The organism is Vibrio casei, from assembly GCF_002218025.2.
Classification (GTDB): domain Bacteria; phylum Pseudomonadota; class Gammaproteobacteria; order Enterobacterales; family Vibrionaceae; genus Vibrio; species Vibrio casei.
The window spans coordinates 1,589,591-1,611,782 of sequence record NZ_AP018680.1 but is presented as its reverse complement, the minus strand read 5'-3'; the positions used below and the strand labels follow the sequence as shown (position 1 = coordinate 1,611,782).

The 22,192-nt window shown below is 41.6% G+C and carries 16 protein-coding genes; 10 read left to right on the top strand and 6 right to left on the bottom strand.

Annotation, left to right across the window (positions count from 1 at the left end; genetic code table 11):
- Nucleotides 1–46: 46 nt before the first annotated feature.
- The 3 genes from speA to VCASEI_RS07645 all read left to right on the top strand — a co-directional run bounded on the left by speA (nucleotide 47) and on the right by VCASEI_RS07645 (nucleotide 3,891).
- The gene (speA, locus tag VCASEI_RS07655; protein WP_089110139.1) at nucleotides 47–1,960 is read left to right on the top strand and encodes an arginine decarboxylase; all 1,914 of its coding nucleotides are present in this window, start codon (nucleotides 47–49) and stop codon (nucleotides 1,958–1,960) included.
- A gap of 1 nt (nucleotide 1,961) precedes the next feature.
- Nucleotides 1,962–2,903, top strand: a complete 942-nt coding sequence (gene speB / locus VCASEI_RS07650; protein ID WP_086963144.1) for an agmatinase — start codon at nucleotides 1,962–1,964, stop codon at nucleotides 2,901–2,903.
- 148 nt (nucleotides 2,904–3,051) lie between these two features.
- Entirely contained in the window at nucleotides 3,052–3,891 is an 840-nt protein-coding gene (locus VCASEI_RS07645) for an isopenicillin N synthase family dioxygenase (protein WP_086963146.1), read from the top strand.
- A gap of 115 nt (nucleotides 3,892–4,006) precedes the next feature.
- On the opposite strand, the gene VCASEI_RS07640 is transcribed toward VCASEI_RS07645, so the two are convergent.
- On the bottom strand, nucleotides 4,007–4,936 hold the full coding sequence (locus VCASEI_RS07640) for a 1-aminocyclopropane-1-carboxylate deaminase/D-cysteine desulfhydrase (RefSeq protein ID WP_089110138.1): 930 nt from the start codon (nucleotides 4,934–4,936) through the stop codon (nucleotides 4,007–4,009).
- A gap of 38 nt (nucleotides 4,937–4,974) precedes the next feature.
- Nucleotides 4,975–7,353 carry a YgiQ family radical SAM protein gene (locus VCASEI_RS07635; RefSeq protein ID WP_086963149.1) on the bottom strand — a complete coding sequence of 793 codons (2,379 nt, stop codon included), beginning with the start codon at nucleotides 7,351–7,353 and terminating at the stop codon, nucleotides 4,975–4,977.
- A 315-nt stretch (nucleotides 7,354–7,668) separates the two neighbouring features.
- On the opposite strand from VCASEI_RS07635, the gene elbB reads away from it, so the two are divergent.
- From elbB to VCASEI_RS07615, 4 genes are all read left to right on the top strand, one after another.
- The gene (elbB, locus tag VCASEI_RS07630; RefSeq protein WP_089110137.1) at nucleotides 7,669–8,328 is read left to right on the top strand and encodes an isoprenoid biosynthesis glyoxalase ElbB; all 660 of its coding nucleotides are present in this window, start codon (nucleotides 7,669–7,671) and stop codon (nucleotides 8,326–8,328) included.
- Nucleotides 8,329–8,454: 126 nt separating this feature from the next.
- Nucleotides 8,455–9,306 (top strand): alpha/beta fold hydrolase, encoded by an 852-nt coding sequence (locus tag VCASEI_RS07625; RefSeq protein ID WP_089110136.1) that lies wholly within the window; start codon nucleotides 8,455–8,457, stop codon nucleotides 9,304–9,306.
- Between the two features lie 150 nt (nucleotides 9,307–9,456).
- Entirely contained in the window at nucleotides 9,457–10,131 is a 675-nt protein-coding gene (locus VCASEI_RS07620) for a hypothetical protein (RefSeq protein ID WP_086963156.1), read from the top strand.
- Between the two features lie 160 nt (nucleotides 10,132–10,291).
- The gene (locus tag VCASEI_RS07615) at nucleotides 10,292–10,486 is read left to right on the top strand and encodes a DUF4250 domain-containing protein (RefSeq protein ID WP_086963157.1); all 195 of its coding nucleotides are present in this window, start codon (nucleotides 10,292–10,294) and stop codon (nucleotides 10,484–10,486) included.
- Between the two features lie 61 nt (nucleotides 10,487–10,547).
- Here the strand turns inward: VCASEI_RS07615 and metR are convergent, their stop codons facing one another.
- Nucleotides 10,548–11,459: an HTH-type transcriptional regulator MetR gene (gene metR, locus VCASEI_RS07610; RefSeq protein ID WP_086963159.1), complete on the bottom strand. Its 912-nt coding sequence runs from the start codon at nucleotides 11,457–11,459 to the stop codon at nucleotides 10,548–10,550.
- A gap of 236 nt (nucleotides 11,460–11,695) precedes the next feature.
- On the opposite strand from metR, the gene metE reads away from it, so the two are divergent.
- Nucleotides 11,696–14,092, top strand: coding sequence for a 5-methyltetrahydropteroyltriglutamate--homocysteine S-methyltransferase (metE, locus tag VCASEI_RS07605; protein WP_089110135.1), 2,397 nt, complete (start codon nucleotides 11,696–11,698; stop codon nucleotides 14,090–14,092).
- A 243-nt stretch (nucleotides 14,093–14,335) separates the two neighbouring features.
- Here metE and VCASEI_RS07600 read toward each other — a convergent pair whose 3' ends face one another.
- The 3 genes from VCASEI_RS07600 to VCASEI_RS07590 all read right to left on the bottom strand — a co-directional run bounded on the left by VCASEI_RS07600 (nucleotide 14,336) and on the right by VCASEI_RS07590 (nucleotide 19,418).
- Nucleotides 14,336–16,657: a VolA/Pla-1 family phospholipase gene (locus tag VCASEI_RS07600; protein WP_089110134.1), complete on the bottom strand. Its 2,322-nt coding sequence runs from the start codon at nucleotides 16,655–16,657 to the stop codon at nucleotides 14,336–14,338.
- A 17-nt stretch (nucleotides 16,658–16,674) separates the two neighbouring features.
- Nucleotides 16,675–17,913, bottom strand: coding sequence for an outer membrane protein transport protein (locus tag VCASEI_RS07595; RefSeq protein WP_089110133.1), 1,239 nt, complete (start codon nucleotides 17,911–17,913; stop codon nucleotides 16,675–16,677).
- A 245-nt stretch (nucleotides 17,914–18,158) separates the two neighbouring features.
- Nucleotides 18,159–19,418 (bottom strand): outer membrane protein transport protein, encoded by a 1,260-nt coding sequence (locus VCASEI_RS07590; protein WP_086963166.1) that lies wholly within the window; start codon nucleotides 19,416–19,418, stop codon nucleotides 18,159–18,161.
- Between the two features lie 668 nt (nucleotides 19,419–20,086).
- On the opposite strand from VCASEI_RS07590, the gene rsuA reads away from it, so the two are divergent.
- Both rsuA and VCASEI_RS07580 read left to right on the top strand, forming a co-directional pair.
- Nucleotides 20,087–20,785, top strand: coding sequence for a 16S rRNA pseudouridine(516) synthase RsuA (gene rsuA / locus VCASEI_RS07585; protein ID WP_089110132.1), 699 nt, complete (start codon nucleotides 20,087–20,089; stop codon nucleotides 20,783–20,785).
- Between the two features lie 184 nt (nucleotides 20,786–20,969).
- Nucleotides 20,970–22,169, top strand: a complete 1,200-nt coding sequence (locus VCASEI_RS07580) for a Bcr/CflA family multidrug efflux MFS transporter (protein ID WP_089110131.1) — start codon at nucleotides 20,970–20,972, stop codon at nucleotides 22,167–22,169.
- Nucleotides 22,170–22,192: the final 23 nt, after the last annotated feature.

The window sequence follows — 22,192 nt, the reverse complement described above, 5'->3', positions numbered from 1 at the left end:
CGTATTGATTCAATGTAAAAACTCATTTTAAACGAGAGGGAATAATGTGGAAAATCCTGTGAACTTAGAGCAAATTCGAGCTAACTATAATGTACGTCATTGGAGCCAAGGGTTCTATGGCATTAATGATGCTGGTGAAATGACGGTTTCTCCGCGTGCAGGTGAAGAACACCTTCAAGTGCCATTAAGTACAATAGTGAAGCAGATTGAAGCGCAAAATTTAACTTTGCCAGCTTTGGTTCGTTTTCCGCAAATTTTGCACCAACGCGTTCATAACGTGTGTGATGCTTTTAACCAAGCCATTGAAGAATATAATTACACTAACCGCTATCTTTTGGTTTACCCAATTAAAGTAAACCAACAAAAAGAAGTGGTGGATGAGATACTGGCGAGTCAAGCTGAGCTTGAGCATAAGCAACTTGGTCTTGAAGCGGGTAGCAAGCCTGAACTCCTTGCTGTATTGGCGTTGGCACAGCAAGCCAGTTCGGTCATTGTTTGTAATGGCTATAAAGATCGTGAATACATTCGCTTGGCATTGATTGGTGAGAAACTAGGACATAAAGTTTTTATTGTTCTTGAGAAATTATCTGAGTTAGATCTTGTGTTATCTGAAGCAAAATCTTTAGGTATTAAACCTCGTATGGGTTTGCGTATTCGTCTTGCTTCTCAAGGGGCAGGTAAGTGGCAATCAAGCGGTGGTGAAAAATCAAAATTTGGTTTATCGGCGAACCAAGTATTAACGGTAATTAATCGTTTAAAAGCGGAAGACCAATTGGAGACGTTGCAGTTGGTACATTTTCACTTAGGCTCACAAATGGCAAACATTCGTGATGTGCGAAATGGCGTGAGTGAAGCCGCGCGTTTTTATTGTGAACTACGTGATATCGGTGCACAACTTGATTATATGGATGTTGGTGGCGGTTTGGCAGTGGATTATGATGGTACTCGTAGCCAATCTCACAGTTCAATGAACTATGGTTTGGCGGAATATGCCCGTAATATTGTTTCGAGTATTGGTGATATTTGTCAGCTTTATAACCAACCAGAGCCAACCATTATTTCTGAATCTGGCCGTTCATTGACGGCGCACCATGCGGTATTGATCACGAATGTTATCGGTACCGAAGGTTACAAGCCTGAAGTGATTGTAGCTCCCGAGGATGACGCGCCAACGTTACTGCATAACATGTGGCGTAACTGGGAGATCCTGTCTCAAGGGACAGATGATCGCGCATTAATTGAGATTTACAATGATACACAAAGTGATTTAGCTGAAGCGCATAACCAATTTGCAACGGGTGTGATTAACTTGCATCATCGCGCTTGGGCAGAACAAGTCTGTTTACGCATTTGTCATGAATTGAGTTTACAGTTGAACAATAAGAACCGCTTTCATCGTCCTATTATCGATGAGTTAAATGAACGTTTAGCGGACAAATTCTTCGTTAACTTCTCATTGTTCCAATCGCTTCCAGACGCGTGGGGGATTGATCAGGTTTTCCCTGTAATGCCATTGACCAACTTAAACCAAGTTGAGCAAACTCGCGCAGTGATGCTTGATATTACTTGCGACTCGGATGGTGTGATTGATCAATACGTTGATGGACAAGGTATTGAAACAACGTTACCAGTGCCTCGCTGGGATAAAGATACCCCATATTTAATGGGCTTTTTCTTAGTTGGCGCTTATCAAGAGATTTTGGGTGATATGCATAATCTATTTGGTGATAGTCACTCGGTTGTCGTGAACGTGAATGAGAAAGGGCAATCTGAAATCGTATTGATTAATGAAGGCGATACCGTGGAAGATATGCTGCGTTATGTCCATATTGATGTGGATGATATTCGCCGTAATTATCGTGAATTAGTGGCAAGCCGTGTTGAAAGTCACGAACAAGAAAAGATCCTTGCAGAATTAGAGCAAGGGCTGTCGGGCTACACTTATTTGGAAGATATTTGATATGAACAAATTTGATGATCTGTTTAATAAACCAGATTATTCATTGTATTCAAACTCAATGAGCTTTGTGCGTCGCCCTATGGTGCAAAATCCGGTAGAAGCAGACGCTGATGTTGTGGTGTTGGGTGTACCGTTTGACATGGCAACATCAGGTCGTTCTGGCGCCAGAATGGGACCCGATGCGATTCGTCGTGCTTCGGTCAACCTAGCATGGGAGAGCAAAAAATTTCCTTGGAATTTTAATTTGTTTAAACATACCAATGTTGTTGATGCTGGGGATTTGGTGTTTGATTGCGGAGATGCCGAAGATCTGACACAGCGTTTAGAAGCGGCGGCAAGTGAAATTATTGCCAGTGGGAAAACGTTGTTAAGTTTAGGGGGCGATCACTTCATTACTTTGCCGCTGCTGCGTGCGCACGCGAAACAACACGGCGAAATAGCATTGATTCATTTTGATGCTCATACCGATACTTACAGCAATGGCAGCCGGTATGATCATGGCACTATGTTTTATCATGCCCCCAAGGAAGGGCTGATTTCTCGTGAGCACTCAGTACAGATTGGTATTCGTACTGAATATAAGCAAGAGGGGCATGGATTTAATGTCATCAATGCGATGGAAGCTAACGATTTATCGGCGTCTGAGATTGTCGAAAAAGTGAAAAAAATTGTTGGTGATAAGCCAGTGTATTTAACTTTTGATATTGATTGCCTTGATCCAGCGTTTGCGCCGGGAACAGGAACGCCAGTTTGTGGCGGCATGACATCGGATAAAATTCTAAAAATTCTACGCAGTTTACAAGGGATTAACTTGGTCGGTATGGACGTAGTTGAAGTGTCGCCTGCGTATGATCAAAGTGACATTACCGCTTTGGCTGGCGCGACTATCGCGCTGGATTTATTGTACTTGTGGACACAGCAAAGGCTCAGCAACAAAGTATAATCCAACGTCGTTTTAAGTTAGGTGATCAAACGCACTACGCTAAAATCGTGGTGCGTTTTTTATTATAAAATAGAGCTTCAACGTTTGCTTTCATCGCTATAGATACTTACACTTTGCGAGTATTTTCCCCAAATGATAAAAATATATTATGAAATTAGAAACCGTTGATTACCTTGCTGATGATGCTGCTGAGCAATTTGTAAAATCACTGCGTGAAACTGGCTTTGGTGTACTGAAAAATCACCCAATTCCTAAAGAGTTGGTTGAGTCGATTTATGAAAATTGGCAACAATTCTTTTTATCGGAACAAAAAAATGATTTTCATTTTAACGTTGATACACAAGATGGCTATTTTCCACCGTCTGTTTCTGAAACGGCAAAAGGCCATAGCGTTAAAGACATTAAAGAATACTTTCATGTGTACCCTTGGGGGCAAATACCTGAGCAACTGAAAGCTCAGATTTTAGATTACTATCAACGTGCAGATTCGTTCGCACAAGAGTTACTAAGTTGGGTAGAGCTGCATGCACCGAAAGAAGTGCAAGCGAAGTTCTCGATTGCTTTATCGGATATGATTAAAGATAGCGAGAAAACATTATTGCGTATTTTGCATTATCCACCGATGACGGGTAATGAAGAGCCTGGGGCAATTCGTGCTGCTGCTCATGAAGACATTAATTTATTGACTATTCTCCCTGCGTCTAATGAACCTGGTTTACAAGTTAAAGCGATGGATGGAACGTGGCTAGATGTGCCTTGTGATTTTGGTAATCTCATCATCAACATTGGTGATATGTTGCAAGAAGCATCTGGTGGCTATTTTCCATCGACGACGCATCGCGTCATTAACCCAACTGGTGGACGCCAAGATAAATCGCGTATTTCTTTGCCGCTTTTCTTACATGCTAAGCCAGATGTGGTGTTGTCGGAACGTTACACTGCTCATAGTTATTTAATGGAACGTTTACGTGAGCTAGGTGTTATCTAGCTATCGGAATCTTAGGTTATTGAGATGAACTTGTATTCATTTGTAATGAAACGCATTGCTCTATGAGTGATGCGTTTTTTATGGTTCGAATGGCATTGATGGAATAGTGAAATGGTTAATCCAATTTTCGTTGATAGCGCTTTTCCATACTGGCATTACCAAGTAAACCACCTTGATGTATATAGAGTAAGGTTTGGTTCGGGTTATGTTCACGCGATTGGTTGAAATGGTGGGTTAAGCATTGCCACATATAAGGATCGTATAACAGATCAAACTCAACGTTAGTTTGCTGTGTTAACGATTGCCACATTTGATAATCAGCGGAATATAACTTTCCAAATTGGTGTTTACGCCTTTCAGGGCTCGATAGAACAGTTGGATGGGATTGTTCACCTAAGCTTTTAAATTGCTGTATTAAGTATTCCTCTCCGCCAACACAGGCACAAGTCAGTACATTAATATTATACGGCGCAAGGTGTTTATTGAGGTAAAGAGCAGTGGTGCCGGTGCCAGAGGGGAGGGCGACGGTCAATTCGGCTGTTTCTTGTTCTTGCGCCCATTGTCGAATTTCTTGTGCTAATTGTTTGATACCGACTTCGGCGATAGGACTGCGTCCGCCTTCGGGTATAACTAAACATTCTTCAAATAAATATTGTTCATTAGGCATTCGAATCGTTTCAATATAATCGTGAGGAGGCAGCTTTGATCCTAACTGATTAATATCGATGACGGTTGCACCAAGTTCGAGAGCCGCTTGATAATTCCCAAGAGGATTTTGCTTAAGCCATTCTGGAATATGAGAGACATAAAATTCTAGCTTCCAGCCTTTAAGTTTGGCAAGAGCAGATAAGCTATATAACGAATTGGCTTGTGGTGAACCGTAGCCGATTAAAGTAGTGATATTCGGGTAATCGGCTTCAAGCAACGCCATAAATTTTCGGGCTTTATTTCCAGAAAATTCAGGGTGGAGTAGGTCATCCCGTTTAAGATAAAAAGGATAGCCATTAAAGGTGTGTTGGGTTACAGGGGTATTGGCAAGTTTCATGGAAGTTAGAGGCGCTAGATTGCTAACGCCTTTTCCGATTAACGTGTGCGGCTACCAGCGGGTTTGCCTTTTGGCTTACCTTTAAAACCACCTGTTTTACTTTGATCAATTGGTTTACGGTTCGCGCCAGCCGGTTTTTTATTACCCGTTGGTTTACTACTGTTTTTCGGGTCGTTATTGGTTGATTTATTGTTATTAGTCGATTTACTGTTGCCTTGTGGTCGTTCTCCCCCAAGGCCTGGTTGACCTTTTGCTCCCGTGTGGCGTGTTGCAAAGCGATGTGCACCATGACGCCCCGATTTACGGCGTTGTGCCGGCGTTAAGCTTTCGACCGCATCTTCAGCAGGGACTAAACAGTTTGGCTTATCTCCAATTAAATGTTTTTTACCCATGTTGATCAGAGCTTCACGAATCATTGGCCAGTTAGCGGGATCGTGATAGCGCAATAAACCCTTGTGCAAGCGACGTTGACGTTCACCTTTGGCTATGGTCACATCTTCACGTTGCTTGTATTTAACACGTTTAAGCGGGTTCGTTTCAGAATAATACATCGATGTGGCGTTACACATTGGCGATGGGTAGAAGTTCTGAACTTGATCGCATTCGTAATTGTTGCTCTTTAACCATAGGGCTAAGTTCAGCATGTCTTCATCTTCAGTGCCCGGGTGAGCGGAGATGAAGTAAGGGATTAAGTATTGTTTTTTACCTGCTTCTGCGCTGTACTTTTCAAACATTTGCTTGAACGTGTCATAAGTGCCCATACCCGGCTTCATCATTTTGTCTAATGGGCCTTTTTCGGTATGTTCTGGGGCGATTTTCAAATAGCCACCGACATGATGAGTCACGAGTTCTTTCACATATTCAGGAGACTGAATCGCGAGATCGTAACGCACGCCAGAAGCGATCATTACTTTCTTAATTCCCGGAACTTTACGTGCCGCGCGGTAAAGATCAATGGTGTGCTGGTGGTCGGTGTCCAATTTGTTACAAATACCAGGGAAGACACATGATGGGCGGCGGCAGTTTGCTTCCGCTTTTGGATCTGAGCATCCTAAACGGTACATGTTAGCCGTTGGGCCACCAAGATCAGAAATAGTACCTGTAAAGCCCGGTACTTTATCACGAATTTCTTCTAGCTCGTTCAAAATAGATTTTTGAGAACGGTTTTGAATAATGCGACCTTCATGTTCGGTAATGGAACAGAAAGAACAACCACCAAAACAGCCGCGCATGATATTGACGGAAGTTTTGATCATGTCATACGCTGGAATTTTTGCCTTACCATACATTGGATGCGGTACTCGTGCATAAGGCAAATCAAACACAAAATCCATTTCTTCAGTTGAAAGTGGAATAGGAGCTTGGTTAACCCATAATTCACGGTCACCATGTTTTTGCAATAAAGCACGCCCAGAATATGGGTTGGTTTCTAAGTGCATGACGCGACTTGCGTGAGCATACAAAATACGGTCATTCTTTAATTTTTCAAATGGCGGTAAACGAACAGCGGTGTGTTTTGAATCGTGACGTGGTTTGCGGTCAAGTTTAATCGGTTGAGGTTGGATCTCAATCACTTGTGCTTGTGCGTTTTGAGCATCTTCTGCTTGTTGATCTTTGGATTGTGTGTCGCAGTTCGATTCCACTTCGTAAGGGTTAATTGGTACAAATACCGCTTTGCTTGGCTTTTCAATTCGTGAAGAGTCAATAACGGTGTAGCCTTCTGGTACCGCAGGAAGGTTTACTGCCGTACCACGTATATTGGTCATTTCGCTGATGGGCTCTTGGTTGGCAAGGCGGTGTGCCACTTCAACCAAAGCACGTTCTGCGTTACCAAAAAGGAGAATGTCTGCTTTTGCATCAAAAATAACGGAGCGACGTACTTTGTCTGACCAATAATCGTAATGTGCGATACGACGAAGGCTGGCTTCAATGCCACCTAACACAATCGGTGTTTCTTTATAAGCTTCACGACAGCGTTGAGAATAAACCAGTACGGCACGGTCGGGGCGTTTGCCACCTTCGTTGTTTGGAGTGTAAGCGTCATCGTGGCGCAGTTTTTTATCTGAGGTATAGCGGTTGATCATGGAATCCATGTTACCGGCGGTGATACCAAAAAATAGGTTAGGTTGCCCCAGTGCCATGAAATCGTCTTTATTTTCCCATTTTGGTTGAGCGAGGATACCCACTCGAAAGCCTTGAGCTTCTAATAATCGGCCAATAATTGCCATACCAAAACTGGGGTGATCAACATAAGCATCACCGGTTACGATGATAATGTCACAGCTGTCCCATCCAAGGGCGTCCATTTCCTTACGGGTTGTTGGTAAGAAGGGAGCTGGTCCAAAGCACTCCGCCCAATATTTTGGATATTGGTCGATGGGTGTTGGCTTAGATGAAAGTGGGATGTCGCTGTACATAAATTGACCTCTAATTTGGGATGCCAAAGTATACAGACTTAGGCTCTGAACAACTAGGGTAAAAGCAAAACTATTTTCCTACTATGCCCTTATCTATATAGGGTTATACTTTTCTTACTTGAAGCAAAAGTTCTGCTGTCTGCGTTCACTCACTGCAGCTTTAATGACGATAAGTGATAGGTAGGTTTGAGTATTTTTATTCAGATTGTTTTTTATCTCTCTGTTATTGGCAAATAAATACGCTAGGCTCATTGAATTGAAAGTGTTGTCTATTTAAGCCGTGCTATTTTATTTTAGTTCAATTAAGGAGTTTATATGTCTAAGACTGTGGCTGTTATTCTGGCGGGAAGTGGTGTGTATGATGGATCGGAGATTAATGAGGTTGTATTAACGTTATTAGCGCTTGAAGAACAAGGCGTCGAGTATCAGTGTTTTGCTCCGGATATTGAGCAAGCTCATGTGGTGGACCATTTGTCTGGTGATGAGCAAAACCAAACGCGAAATGTATTGCAAGAAGCGGCGAGAATAGTTCGTGGCAATGTGAAGGATGTTGCAAAACTGCAAGTACAAGATCATGCCGCGTTGATCATGATCGGTGGTTTTGGCGTTGCGAAAAATTTATCATCGTTTGCTTTTAAAGGCCAAGATTTCGATATTCTACCTTGTATAAAGAAGAGCATGAAGGCGTTTACTGATTCGGGTAAACCTTCAGGCTACATGTGCATTGCACCTGTTCTTCTTCCTAGTGTTTTTGACGGTGTTAAGTGCACGATAGGGAACGATGTGGATATCGCTTCCGTCATTACCACATTGGGTGGTAAACATGTGGAGTGTGCAGTCGATGAGATTACGTTCGATGAAAAATATCGAATTGTGACGACACCTGCGTATATGCTTGCTGAAAATATTAAACAGGCAAAACTAGGCATTGATAAGTTGGTGACACGAGTTTGTTTATTAAGTGATGCAATTTAATCATATTAGACACCGCGTAAAAGGATAAAATAGATGAAAGGATTATGGCGGAGGTAAGGTCTACTTATATGAATTGTGAGCTTGGTGCTCATACTTATTACAGCGATTTTTAAAAGGTAGGCAAGGATGCGTTTTTTATTAATAGTATTGATGATGCTAACGATATCGGCGTGTTCTATGCCACCGGAAATAAAAGAAAACAAAGCCACAATAGAACGAGTTAAACATGTTCCTAACCTGCTGATTAAACATAATATCGAACATAAAAACTACCGTTTACATTATGTTAGTGCTGGTAAGAAAAATAAACCCAGTATTGTTTTTGTTCATGGTACACCGGGAGGGTGGGGGACATTTGCTACGTATTTTGAGCAATCAGAGCTACTTAAACATTTTCAATTTTTTTCAATTGATAGGCCGGGGTGGGGGCAGTCGACTTATCCTTCTGGTGACTTTCCAGTGAGTTTGTCGGAACAATCGAGATTGCTTGCACCGTTATTAAAAGAAATTGCCACGACAAGTCAACAAAAAGTCATTCTTGTTGGGCATTCTTATGGTGGTTCTTTAGTGCCAAAACTGGCAGCTGATTACCCTGAGTATGTTCGCGGAATATTGATTTTAGCTGGTGATGTTGGACCTAAGCTTGCACAAGCCCGTTGGTTTAATGTTGCTTTGCATTACATACCAAGCTTTTTGATTCCGGATCCTTGGTATGAATCGAACAAAGAGGTATTGGCGATAGCGCCTTCATTAGAAAAATCACAAGACCAATATCGTTCCATTACTCAGCCCATCACTTTCTTACAAGGCACTGACGATGAACTTGTTCGTCCTGATAATGCCAATTACGCTAAAACCTTATTTAAAAGGTCCAATCTTGAAGTGAAGTGGTTGAAAGATGCTGGGCATATCATTAATTTGACCAATGTGGCTGATGTCGTGGCAGCGATTAAAGCATTAGATAAGCGGAGCCTTTAAGTCACATTATAATCCAATTAACACAGTGGAAAACTCGTTTTTAGTGCGCCCTCAGGGAGCGTCTTGGCGTCACTTGTATATATTCGGCATGATTTTTCGTTGTCGTTTTGATAAAGTCCCGCCACTCAAATAATGGATGGTTAAGTTTTTATGTATTCCTACTTGTTAAGTGTTATTCCACCAATGTTGCTTGGTGCTCAATGTGTCTTATTGTTGATTTTACTGAAAGGGAATATATGCCCTGGTCAGCGTGGTCGTATTCATAAACAGTTACCTATTATTGCGATATTATGGCTCGCCATTAGTCCATTATTTTGGCCTCTTGCCTCGGTTTCTGTGCTTATCTTTGTCTTCTTCTCTCAAGTGAAAGTGAGTAAAACCCGTGAATCTGGACCTATTTGGTTATTGCAGTTGGCTCTTGGGTTCGCCATTGCGTTTATTCTTTTCTTTATTATTGGTTCAGAACGTCCACAAGGATTATTTATTCTTGCGGGCATGATGTTTCTTGGTGCAAGTTTTAGCCATGTTTTATTGTTATTGGCACGGACTCGGTTACAAGCTTTTCATCGTTTGTTACCTGTGGTTGGTATTGTGGCCGCGATGTTGGTTAGCCTTGCAATTTTGTGGCAGACCCAGTATTACAGTTTGAATTATCTTCATAAAATTATTTGGTCATTAGCGGGTTGTTTTATGCTTGTATTGGCGGGTATTGTGGGATCAACTTGGCACCTTTTTACCAACCAAACCATTCAAAAATTACCGCCAATTTGTGGGTTTATGATGAGCTTTGCAGCAATGGTGGGGTTTGCGGCTTTATTGTATTAGTCGTAAGTTATCCGAACCTTAGAGGAAAGGTGCTTTCACTAGCGCTTTGTTGTCTTTAGGATATAAAGATATTTTCTACTTTTTATTCTTAAATCACAGAAATGCTCGACAATGACATCTACGCTTAAAGAAACTCACTTGTTTTAATGAGAAGGTCATTATGGATTTAAGTAATGTAAAAAACTTAGACAGTGCCATTTTGCTTGGCATCGTAAATGAAAAACTGCGTTTAGAGTGCGAGAGCTTTGAAGAGTTGGTGAGTATGTATGAAATGGATACTGAAAGTCTGGTCGGAAAACTTCAAGGCTTAGGCTATCAGTATGATCCGCTAACCAATCAATTTAAGTCAAAATAGTGACTGAAGCGGTGAATTCGTCACTCAAAAACGCCTTGAGATTTTAAGTGACGAAGCAGAGTTATACCATTTTTATCCCATCTAAATGACTCTGGCACTGTTGTTTTGCGGTGCTGAAGAATGCTTGTAAATAGCGTTTTTCTTTTTCTGAATGCCTTGTGGCTGCAAATAATCTGCGCCATAAACCTTTCCCTAATGGTTTACTAACAATCAAGCCTTGGCGTGAAAACTCACTGATTGCCCAATTCGGCAGTGCTGCTACCCCAAGCCCGGCAGAAACCATTTGAACCAGCATTAAAGTATTGTCGGCTTGTTTCCATTTAGCCGGCTCCACCCCGGCAGGTTGTAGAAAATGTTTTACTACATCAAGTCTCTGTTTTTGAACAGGATAAGAAAGCATGGTGTAGGCTGCTAAATCTTCAGGTTGAATGAATTCTTTATCGGCTAATGGGTGATTAGTGGCAGTAATCAGACGCATTTCAAAATCAAATAATGATTCATAATGGATTTCTGAACGAGGCTGAATGTCTGAGGTAATAACCAGATCAAGCTCGCCAGCCACCAGTGCAGGTAATGGCTCAAAGCCAAATCCCGATGAGAAGTCTAATGTCACACTTGGCCAGGCAATTTGGTATTCCTTAAGTGCTGGCATCAACCACTGAAAGCACGAATGGCATTCGATTGCCATGTGTAGACGCCCATTGACATCTTCTTTTAGGCTCGCAATATCGTTCTCTGCCCGCGCTATTTTAGGTAAAACCTCATCGGCTAGCGTTAATAAAATGATGCCCTCGGAAGTGAATTTTATTGGGCGAGTTTTGCGCAGAAATAACTTCCCTCCCATGCGAGACTCGAGATCTTTAAGCTGGTGGGAAAGGGCAGACTGGGTTAAATGCAGCGTGGTTGCCGTCGCCGTTAACGATCCTGTATCTCGTAATACTGATAATGTCCGTAAATGCTTTATTTCTATCATTATCCACCCTCATGATGAAAAACGTTCCTTTAGAATTATTCATAACCTATCTAATTTCTGCACCCTTGTAAACGTCTAGATGTCTATTTGATGCTGGCGATGATGAATTAGATGAATAAAATTCATAATAATAGTGAATGAATAGACATTGCTCATGATGATGGAAAGGTGGATGCTTTAGCCACCTGGACTGCTTTTTAAAAGCGATTAGCCACTTCTAAGACAAGGATATCAACATGACATCACACCTCAGTAAAAATATTGGCAATAAAACCGTTACCCATGTTCTCGGCTACCCTCGTATTGGTGAAAAGCGTGAATTGAAATTCGCTCAAGAGCAGTATTGGAAAGGTGACATTAATCAAACTGAGTTAAAGCAAGTGGGCAGTGAACTGCGTCAACGCCATTGGAATGACCAAGCCTTGAGCGGGTTAAGCTATGTAACGGCAGGGGATTTTGCTTGGTATGATCACGTTCTTACCACGAGTTTATTGCTTGGTCATGTTCCTGCTCGCCATTCTAATGGTGGTGCCCCTGATTTAGATACGTTATTCAAGATCGCTCGTGGCCAATCTGCCGTTACGAGCCGCGCAAGTGCAGATGAAGCAGGCTGTGGTTGTGGATCCCGTCATGAAGAGGGCGAAGGCGTTGCCGCTTCAGATATGACGAAGTGGTTTAATACTAACTACCACTATATCGTTCCTGAATGTCGCCAAGACGATAGCTTCCAAGTGAGTTGGCCTCAGCTCTTTGATGAAGTAAAGCAAGCGATTCAAGCCGGTCATAATGTCAAACCCGTGTTGCTTGGCCCACTCAGTTATTTATACCTTGGTAAAGAAGTGAATGAAGAGGAAGTTGAAAATGGCTTTGACCGTTTATCTTTACTTGCTCGGATACTGCCTGCTTACCAAGCGATCCTTTCTACATTGTCGGAATTAGGTGTTGAATGGGTTCAAATAGACGAGCCTATTTTAAGCCTTGAATTAGACGAAAAATGGTCAAGCGCATTCAAGCCGGCTTATCATGCTCTTGCAAATAAAGAGCTGACAGGGGAGGTAAAGCTGCTTCTCACCACTTATTTTGACTCTGTTGCAGACAACTTAGTGAAGATTGTTGAATTGCCAGTGAATGGTTTGCACATCGATTTATCGGCATCGCCAGGGCAATTAGATGCAGTCAATGCGGCCGTTCCACAAGACTGGGTATTGTCTGTGGGGGTGATTAATGGCCGTAATGTTTGGCGTGCCGATCTGCAAGCTTGGCTTGAAAAGCTTCAACCGGTTAAAGCGCAACGTGGCGATAATCTATGGGTCGCAAGCTCATGCTCTTTGTTGCACAGCCCGATTGATTTAGAGCTTGAAACCGAACTGACGGAAGAAGTGAAGAGTTGGTTTGCTTTTGCTAAGCAGAAATTAAATGAAGTGAGCTTATTAGGCGCCGCATTAGATGGAAATGGCCACGCTGTGGAAGCATGTGCCAGTTATAGCCAACCAATCAAAGCACGTTTAACGGCGACTCATGTGAATAAGTCCCAAGTTCAACAACGCTTGAATGGCCTAACTAAAGTGTTAGGTGAGCGCAGTGCCGCTTACTCTGAGCGAGCACACCATCAAGCAGAAGTATTAGGCTTACCTTTACTGCCAACCACAACCATTGGTTCATTCCCTCAAACGGCTGAAATCCGACAACAACGCAGCGCTTTCCGTACAGGGCAGCTGAACCAAGCTGAATATGAACAAGCACTAAAAGGCCATATTCAAGAAGCAGTTAAGCGCCAAGAAGCATTGGATTTGGATGTATTAGTGCACGGTGAAGCGGAACGTAATGACATGGTGGAATACTTTGCAGAAAACTTAGCGGGTTTCCAAGTAAGTCGCTTTGGGTGGGTACAAAGTTATGGTTCTCGTTGTGTAAAACCGGCCATTGTTGTTGCTGATATTGAGCGGGAGAAGCCAATAACAGTTGATTGGTCTGTGTACGCCCAGTCGCTAACCTCTAAACAAATGAAAGGCATGTTAACTGGACCGGTAACGATTTTATGTTGGAGCTTTCCACGTGAAGACATTACTCGTAAGCAAATCGCACAACAGCTTGCTTTTGCATTACGTGATGAAGTGGATGATCTTCAAAACGCGGGTATTAATATTATTCAAATTGATGAGCCGGCTATCCGTGAAGGCTTACCCCTTAAAAAAAGTGAGCACAAAGAATATTTAGAGTGGGCAGTGCATGCATTTAAGATTTCGGCGGCCAGCGCTAAGCCGGAAACGCAGATCCATACCCATATGTGTTACAGCGAGTTTAATGAGATTATCGATTCAGTTGCCGCGCTTGATGCCGATGTGATCACCATTGAAACATCTCGTTCGAACATGGCATTGCTGAAAGCGTTTGAAGCGTTTAATTACCCCAATGAAATTGGACCAGGTGTGTATGACATCCACTCTCCAAACATTCCAAGTCAAGAGTGGATCGTGAGCCTACTAGAAACGGCTGCGAGAAAGATTCCTGTTGAACGTCTTTGGGTAAACCCAGATTGTGGTTTGAAAACACGTAATTGGGCTGAAACGGAAGCGTCTCTCCATAATATGGTTGAAGCAGCAAAAACTTTACGTCAACAATACCAAGCTTGATAGATTGAGCATCATCGGTGTAGATAGGCGCTTTACCATCGATTGAGGTGTTGGTGAGGTTGGGATTGATAAGAAAATCCCACGTACAGTTTAATAATTAAACGAGACGTGGGCTTTGGTGGTTATAACCTTATTTTTTGTTACCAGCTCCGTGTCTCCCGATAGCTTTTAAGTATGGCTACTAGCAAGGTCGGTGGCTGGTAAGTAATAGCTTCTGGTCAGTATAACTTCTGGTCTGTATAGCTACTTGAGAACCGTGGAATCACTAATGCCCGTTAAAGTATTGTCTTTCAAAAAGTCAATAAGCTCGGTCTGCATCTCAGTATGGCTGTCTATATCACTGAAATCACTTGCCGGTGCAACGGTGGTTGAATGGCTTGCTGTGTTACTGAATTGAATCCAGTTACGGGTACCATCAACAGTGGTATTACTTGCATTCGTTGCGGTTAAACCTAATGTTAATGCTAATGGCTCCGTCCCCGCGAAGGTATTTGCTACCATATTTGGGACAACGGCATCACCATCTACTTCACTGACGTATACGGGGAGAGCAAGGTCGATATAGCCAGCGGTATTGATAGGATCAATAGTATCTAAGACCGTTTGTGCAGCAAAAGAAAATTGAGTAAGTGTTGCTTCTTTTATGGCATCAGAGACATCTGATACATTACCGGCTTTAAGCACACCCACTTTAATAGTTGGCCCAAATGTTTTTGAGTTGATAAGCAGTGGTGCAATTTGGCTACCAGCGTTAGCAAATGCGCCAGAGCTAAATGCAAATAACTGATCCGCCTGGGTATCTCCGAGTGTTTCATTGGCAGCTGCAACCGCGGTAACACCAACTATTCCACCTAAAGAATGGCCAAAGAAGCGTGGTGCTTCAGTGAACTTTATTTTAGTGAATTCGCTAAAGGCAGGTGTTGCACCAAGGGTTGAATTAGCTTGCAGTGTCTTCGCTGTGACAGATAGGGCGGCACGCAGTCCGATAATATCTAGAATACTTTCACGAACGTTGTCGCGGGCAACGGGTAAATAAGTGAGGTTTATGTAAGCGGTTGGATCCACATTCGCTGAGCGGTCTTTATCCAATGAACGTGAGCCATGCAATGGATGATCAATCGCTATCACTGCAATGCCACTGGCAGCCATATTGGCGGCAAAGGCATAGGCATTCTCTTTAACTGAAGTGATTCCATGTTGATAAATGACGAGTGGAGTTGCAGCTGAACCTACTGCAGCTGTTTTTGGTGTAAATAATAAAAATGGCACGGCTTCTAACGATTTAATTTTAGGCACGGGGCTATATTGAGTGATGATTCGTTCACCATCCAATGCGTTACCTGCTGCATTTTTAAGGTTTAAACCAATAAGCTTTAATTGCTCTACAGACTCGGTCAGTTTTGAAGGGTCGATGCCTTTCTCAACAAGTTGCTGAATAATGTTACTGGCATCTACGCCATTGAGTGCATTTTTAATAATGGCAAGGCTAGGCATTGCAGATTCGAATGGTTGGCTATTCCAATTGTCGCCTTTTTCTAAGAAATACGGAAGATTCACGACACCTTTGGATACCGTTACTGCAGCGGCTGACGCTTGGGCACTTAATACTATTTGAGTGGCCCCTGTTGGATCAATGTAAGTCGAAAAGTTTTCATCGTTTGTTAACATATCAGCGTAATCGCTGCTGTCGCTGATACTCATAGTGTAAGCTGAGCTTAAATCAACATTATTTGGGTTGGCGCTGCCTTTCCAAATTGATGCTAGTCCAGCACCGCCTGTTAATTTAGAAGCTAGTCCTTGTGCAATAGCCGCTTTAGTGGCGTATAACGTGTCACCAACCGACTGGGTGGAGAACCATGTTGAATACACGATTTTAGTGGGATCTGTACCTGCTTGGGTAAAGATACCTTCGACACCTTTAATGACTTTTTGCAGTGAACTTAAGTCGCCAGTTTCAAATGTTTGCGTATTGGTTTTTAAAGCAGCGTAAGAGCCAGACATGCCCACAGGGTCACCGTCTTTATCTTTGATGTCGTCCGTTAATGCAATGATATAGTTGCTTTTTTCATGCAGTGGTTTAGTTAACACTATATTGACGGCGTTGCCTTGGGTGACCACTTGGAAGTCAGAACCTTGAGTGAGTATACCTTTTAAACTTGGGCTTCCTGTTAAACCATCAGTCAATTCGATAATCGACACACCAGATGTTAGCACACCGGTGTTAAAACCAACCCCTTTAAATGGAATAGAAATAGGTTGCGTTGTTGACCATCCATCCATTTGGCTTAATGCAGCTTTCGGATTACTAAGGGCATTATCGCCATCGGTTGGAATGTCTAACGTACCATCAACTTGGTTCATTAAAATAAACGTTGGTAGTGGAACATTTTTATTCGCACCTTGAAGCGTAAAATCGACTTTTGTGTCTTGGGCGAGTGAATCATTAATATAAGATTCGTATTTTGTGTTCGCCTCTGTACCTGAACTACTTTGCTCATCACCGCAAGCGGTTACTAATAATAGGGCAGAACATAGTGCGCTGAGTTTAAATATGTTTTTCTTCATAGCGATTATCCCTATGCTTAGTTGAAGGTGTAGTTAAGTTGAACTGCACTGATGTAGGCCGGCCCTTCAGAAGAGAAAATACTGGTCTGGCCAATGGCATTGGTTTCAGTAAATGATCCTTTTTTGCTTGATACCAAAGTGAAACCAGCATCAACAGACAGATTTGGCGACCAAATATAGGTTAAACCAGCGGAATACCAGTAACGATCAGAGTCTGGGATACTCAGTGTTGCTTTACCTGCTTGCTCATCGTAAGCAAAACCGGCGCGGAAAATCCAAGCTTCATTGGCTTGGTAAGTGGTACCGATGGCCCAGCGTTGGTTGTCTTCGTAATATTCTGTTTTCTGAAAACATGTTCCCGATGAACATTGATCGCTTGTGGCTCTGAGTTCTTGAAACTTACTGTAATTTGTCCACTGCCAGCTATAATGAATCGCCCATTGTTTATTTAATTGGTGGAAACCAGCGAGTTCGACAATATCAGGAAGCTCGATATCCAAATCAGCATTTACTTTTCCTGGTGACCCAAGTATTGAGCCTGAGTAGTCGGTGAAATCACCATCTTTAAATTTAAGATCGACGGCAGAACGATAAGAAGCAGAGAATCGGTTATTTTCATTCACTTCATACAAACCACCAACATTCCACCCATAACCCAAAGTATCACCTTCCATTTTGATTAATGAATCAGAAGGGTTGCCACCAGTAAATTGACTGAGTGAACCTTGAGTACGTTTTAATTCCGCTTGTGCATATACAAGGCTAACTCCAGCTCCAAGGCTAAAATGGTCGTTAATACGGTAAGCGATATTCGGGTTAATATTAAAAGAAACTAAAGAGGTTTTTCCCGCCATGTCACCGGCGTCGATATCGGTTGGGTAATCTGTTGTCACACCATAAGATGTGAACATCCCAATGCCCCAAGCCCATTGGTCATTAATGGGGCTCACATAATAAGCGGCAGGAACAACTTGAAAAGGTGCAACATCATTAGATTGCTGTCCACTTGTTTCATCATAAACATCTATTTCAGGATCGATGAAAGAAATGGCACCAGACAGTTGAGCTTTATCGAATAAAGTCATTACCGCGGGGTTTGCGGAGATTTCACTGGCATTATCACCAATCGCACCGTCGCCTGAAAATGCACGTCCAAGACCTGATGCTGAATGTTCAACTACTTGGAAACCAGCAGCATGGACTTGAGAAGCAAGAGCTATTGAGATCGCTAAAAATGAATATTGTGTTTTTTTCATAGTTATCCCTAACCTTATGTTTTTATTTTATGTTTTATTATTACGAGCAAAGTGTGAATGCTAGATTTTAGTATGGTTCATAGATGAGGTTAATCAAAAAATGTAACTGTATTCTATTCATGCGGTTAATTTAAAAAGAGTGAAGTAGAGCCATTGATCCATAATAAAGCCCACAAGCGAGTGGGCTTTATTAATATTCAACTAAAATGAGTTGTTGAGACCTTAGCTAATGAGCGCTAATGGCATTAAAAGGTATAGTTAAGCTGTACAGAACCGATGTAAGCTGGGCCTGATGAACTAAATTCTTGATCTGGTACACCATATTGAGCAAGTGGAGACGATTCCGAGAAGTTGCCAGATTTACCGTCAATATAAGCCAAGCCTGCATCCATGGTTAAGTTATCTGTCCACAAGTAGGTTAAACCTGCGGTATACCAGTAACGATCAGTATCTGGAATACTTAATGTTGCTTCACCTGCTTGTTCGTCATATGCAAAACCAGCACGTAGGATTAAATTATCGGTTGGTTGGTAAGTTGTACCAACTGACCAACGTTGGTTATCTTCATAATGTTCTTGTTTAGTAAAACAAGTTCCTGCTGTCGCAACACAGGCATTACCAGTGGCTGTTAAATCAGTAAATTTACTCCAATTAGTCCATTGCCAACTGTAGTGAACAGCCCATTGATTATTTAGTTGATGGAAGCCAGATAAAATAACGATATCTGGTAGTTCTACCTCAAGATCCGCATCACTCGTTGAACCAGGTTTACCAGTGAGGGCACCTGTACCATCCGTAAAATCACCATCTTCAAATTTAAGTTTGACTGCTGATTTATAAGAGGCAGAAAAACGGTTATCTTTATTCAATTCGTATAAAGCACCGATGTTCCAGCCATAACCAAAAGTATCCCCTTCCATTTTAATTAATGTGCCAGAGCTCGGCTGATTTAATGCTGTTGGACCGGCAATGCCTAGATTACGCTCAAGTTCAGCTTCTGCATAAACAAAGTTTAAGCCAGCACCAATACTGAATTGTTCATTAATACGATAAGCGATATTAGGGTTTATTTTGAAAGTAGTTAGTGAAGTGTGCCCTGACATGTCACCCGCTAAAAAGTTAGAAGGGTATTCTGTTGCTACACCGTAATCGGTGAACATTCCAATACCCCAAGCCCATTTGTCATTAATAGGGTTAACGTAATAAAAAGCAGGAACGACCTGAGAAGGGGCAATATCATCTGCTGAATCACCAAATGTATTATTTTTCACATCTATTTCAGGTTCGATAAAAGAAATGGCACCAGAAAATTGTTTTTTATCGAACAGCATCATAGAGGCAGCATTGGCCGACATTTCACTAGCGTTATCTCCAACGGCACCTGCGCCAGAAAATGCACGACCAAGACCGGATGCTGAATGTTCAACCACCTGAAACCCGGCTGCGTGAACTTGAGAAGCAAGAGCAATTGAAATTGCTAATAATGAATATTGTGTTTTTTTCATGATTATCCCTTACACATTATTTATATATCTAAAAGTTGCACAGTGAATATAATCGAGTGCTTGTTAATAGTTTTATTACTTAATGTGCTTTTTTTGTATTTAAATTTATTAAAAGTGTTACGTGGTTAATATAATTTTTAATTATCTTATTTATTTCGATTAATCAGGTATGACCAGTTTAACTTGATGATTTTATTAAAAATAATATTTAGTTTATTTTTTGAACGAAAAATGCTAGCAGTTATGTTTAGACAAAAGTCTAACTAGTTGTTAACTTTATGAGCATAAATTAGACAAAAGTATAACGGGTTAATTTATGTCGTGAATAATGTTTTGTCTATTTTTAAACTGAAAGGGAGTGACACAACCACGTCTTAAAGTGTGACAAATTAATAATAAAGTATAAAAAGTAAGCGAATCATTGGTGGTGGTTATTTAATTTCGGGAATTATACAAATTTCAATACTGACGTCTAGTTTTTATAAATTTAATATTAATGGCTGAAAAATGTGAAATAGCTCAACTATTACGATAAAGGCTATTATACTAGGTTGCTATAAATAACCTGATTTGGTTTGGCGCGCTCACTCGAGCTTATAAGACAAGATGCTAAAAAGCGTCACTTATGATTTGTTGCGCTTAATGAGCAGGTATCAATTGAGGTAAACATGCGTTTAGACAAATTTTTATGTGAGACATTGGGCGTAACCCGCCGTGAAGCGACCATTTTACTCCGTCGTGGTGAAGTCACGGTGGATGACAAGGTTATTAAAGTAGCATCGGTAAAAGTAACAGAGGCCTCTCGCGTTGAATGGCAAGAGCGTCATTTGCCGATGCCGGGTCCTCGTTATTTCATGCTTAATAAACCTGATGGATTTGTTTGTTCACATGAAGATAATACGAACCCTACGGCGTTCGCTTTACTTGATGAAGTCAATATAGATAAGCTTCATTTTGCTGGTCGTTTAGATGTTGATACTACGGGGCTTGTTTTGATCACTGATGATGGTCAATGGTCTCATAAAATAACGTCGCCAAAGCGTAAGTGTCAAAAAACCTACCGAGTGTGGCTAGAAAACCGAATTGAAGATGACTATGCCGAGCAGTTAGAGGCAGGAATTCAACTTCGTAGTGAAAAGGACTTAACACTTCCTGCTAAAATGGAAGTGGTTGATTTATCTCAAAATGAACTATTACTGACGATTTCAGAAGGTAAATATCATCAAGTGAAACGTATGTTTGCCGCATTAGGCAATAAAGTAGAGCGCTTACACCGTGAATCTATTAGCGCCATTATACTTGATGATGGTTTAGAGCCGGGTGAGTATCGCTCCTTGACTGCTGATGAAATTGAGTCGATACATTAAGGTGAACTATCATATCCACTTCGACTCGCCGTTGAAGTGGATATTTTAACTTTCATACTATTAGGCTTGTTTCACTTTTTTCTTCAACCTTTGAATGCGGCCTACATTCTTGATTATTCGATAAGTATTCGAGACTTAGTCATACCGTTTGTTGACTCAAACTATTTAGAATATAGGAACTGCTATGTCCCAAAATAAGTCTTATTCAGACAACAATAATTATTTTTTCTTGTATCTGATTTTGGGCTCCATCGGATTATTAACGCCTTTTGCGATAGATATGTACCTTCCGGCTATGCCTACAATCGCTAAAGATTTAATGGTAAACAATGGGGCAGTGCAGGGAACATTAACCGCTTATACGGCAGGGTTTGCGATTGGTCAGTTACTTCATGGGCCACTTTCAGACAGTTATGGTCGCCGTCCAGTATTGATGATTGGTATTATTTTCTTCGCTATTACCTCGGTTATTTGTGCGATAACGACAAGTATTGAAGCGTTACTTTACATGCGATTTGCTCAGGGCTTTGCTGGAGCTGCCGCGGCTGTGATTGTGCAAGCTATTGTAAGAGATATGTTTAACAAAGAAGATTTTGCTCGTGCAATGTCTTTTATTACATTGGTGATTACCATTTCGCCATTACTTGCTCCTCTTATTGGAGGGAATTTAGCGGTTTGGCTCGGTTGGCGCTCTATTTTTGCCGCTTTAGCATTGGTTTCTGTGATTGTTCTTATTGCGGTTATATTGAAAATCCCAGAAACACTGTCGACGGAAAATAAACAACCTTTACGATTTCGTACCACCATTAAAAATTACTATAGTTTATTTACCAACCCAGTTTCTTTTGGTTTGATTTTTTGTGGTGCTTTTTCTTTTGCTGGTATGTTTGCTTTTATTACCGCAGGTTCGTTTGTTTACATTGATATATACGGTGTAAAACCTGAACATTTTGGTTATTTATTTGCATTAAATGTTATCGGTATGGTGTTGATGACCAGTTTTAATGGTAAAGCTGTTCGTAAAATGGGTTCACATTGGATGCTACGCTTCGGGCTAGGGTGCCAAACTCTAGCTGGGGTAGCATTATTGGTTAGTTGGTTGTTTGATTTTGGCTTATGGGCCGTGGTAGTCAGTGTTATTTTGTTTGTCGGCACTATCTCGATTATTGGTAGTAATTCAATGGGGTTGTTATTAAGCAGTTACCCGCAAATGGCAGGGACAGCATCGTCACTTGCCGGTACATTGCGTTTTGGGACTGGCGCCATCGTGAGTGCGATTATCGCATTCTTACCAAGTGGCTATGTGTGGCCAATGGTTATTTCGATGTTTTTATGCTCGATGTTGTCGGTTAGTGCTTATTGGCTGCTTAGCCGTAACGCATGACCGATATTTACTTTATTAAAAAG

Coding starts and splice junctions, on each gene's coding strand:
- VCASEI_RS07640 (WP_089110138.1), bottom strand. CDS start 4,936: ATGAAACTTGCCAATACCCCTGTAACCCAACACACCTTTAATGGCTAT.
- speB (WP_086963144.1), top strand. CDS start 1,962: ATGAACAAATTTGATGATCTGTTTAATAAACCAGATTATTCATTGTAT.
- VCASEI_RS07580 (WP_089110131.1), top strand. CDS start 20,970: ATGTCCCAAAATAAGTCTTATTCAGACAACAATAATTATTTTTTCTTG.
- VCASEI_RS07645 (WP_086963146.1), top strand. CDS start 3,052: ATGAAATTAGAAACCGTTGATTACCTTGCTGATGATGCTGCTGAGCAA.
- VCASEI_RS07600 (WP_089110134.1), bottom strand. CDS start 16,657: ATGAAGAAAAACATATTTAAACTCAGCGCACTATGTTCTGCCCTATTA.
- VCASEI_RS07620 (WP_086963156.1), top strand. CDS start 9,457: ATGTATTCCTACTTGTTAAGTGTTATTCCACCAATGTTGCTTGGTGCT.
- metE (WP_089110135.1), top strand. CDS start 11,696: ATGACATCACACCTCAGTAAAAATATTGGCAATAAAACCGTTACCCAT.
- VCASEI_RS07635 (WP_086963149.1), bottom strand. CDS start 7,353: ATGTACAGCGACATCCCACTTTCATCTAAGCCAACACCCATCGACCAA.
- metR (WP_086963159.1), bottom strand. CDS start 11,459: ATGATAGAAATAAAGCATTTACGGACATTATCAGTATTACGAGATACA.
- elbB (WP_089110137.1), top strand. CDS start 7,669: ATGTCTAAGACTGTGGCTGTTATTCTGGCGGGAAGTGGTGTGTATGAT.
- VCASEI_RS07595 (WP_089110133.1), bottom strand. CDS start 17,913: ATGAAAAAAACACAATATTCATTTTTAGCGATCTCAATAGCTCTTGCT.
- VCASEI_RS07625 (WP_089110136.1), top strand. CDS start 8,455: ATGCGTTTTTTATTAATAGTATTGATGATGCTAACGATATCGGCGTGT.
- rsuA (WP_089110132.1), top strand. CDS start 20,087: ATGCGTTTAGACAAATTTTTATGTGAGACATTGGGCGTAACCCGCCGT.
- VCASEI_RS07590 (WP_086963166.1), bottom strand. CDS start 19,418: ATGAAAAAAACACAATATTCATTATTAGCAATTTCAATTGCTCTTGCT.
- VCASEI_RS07615 (WP_086963157.1), top strand. CDS start 10,292: ATGGATTTAAGTAATGTAAAAAACTTAGACAGTGCCATTTTGCTTGGC.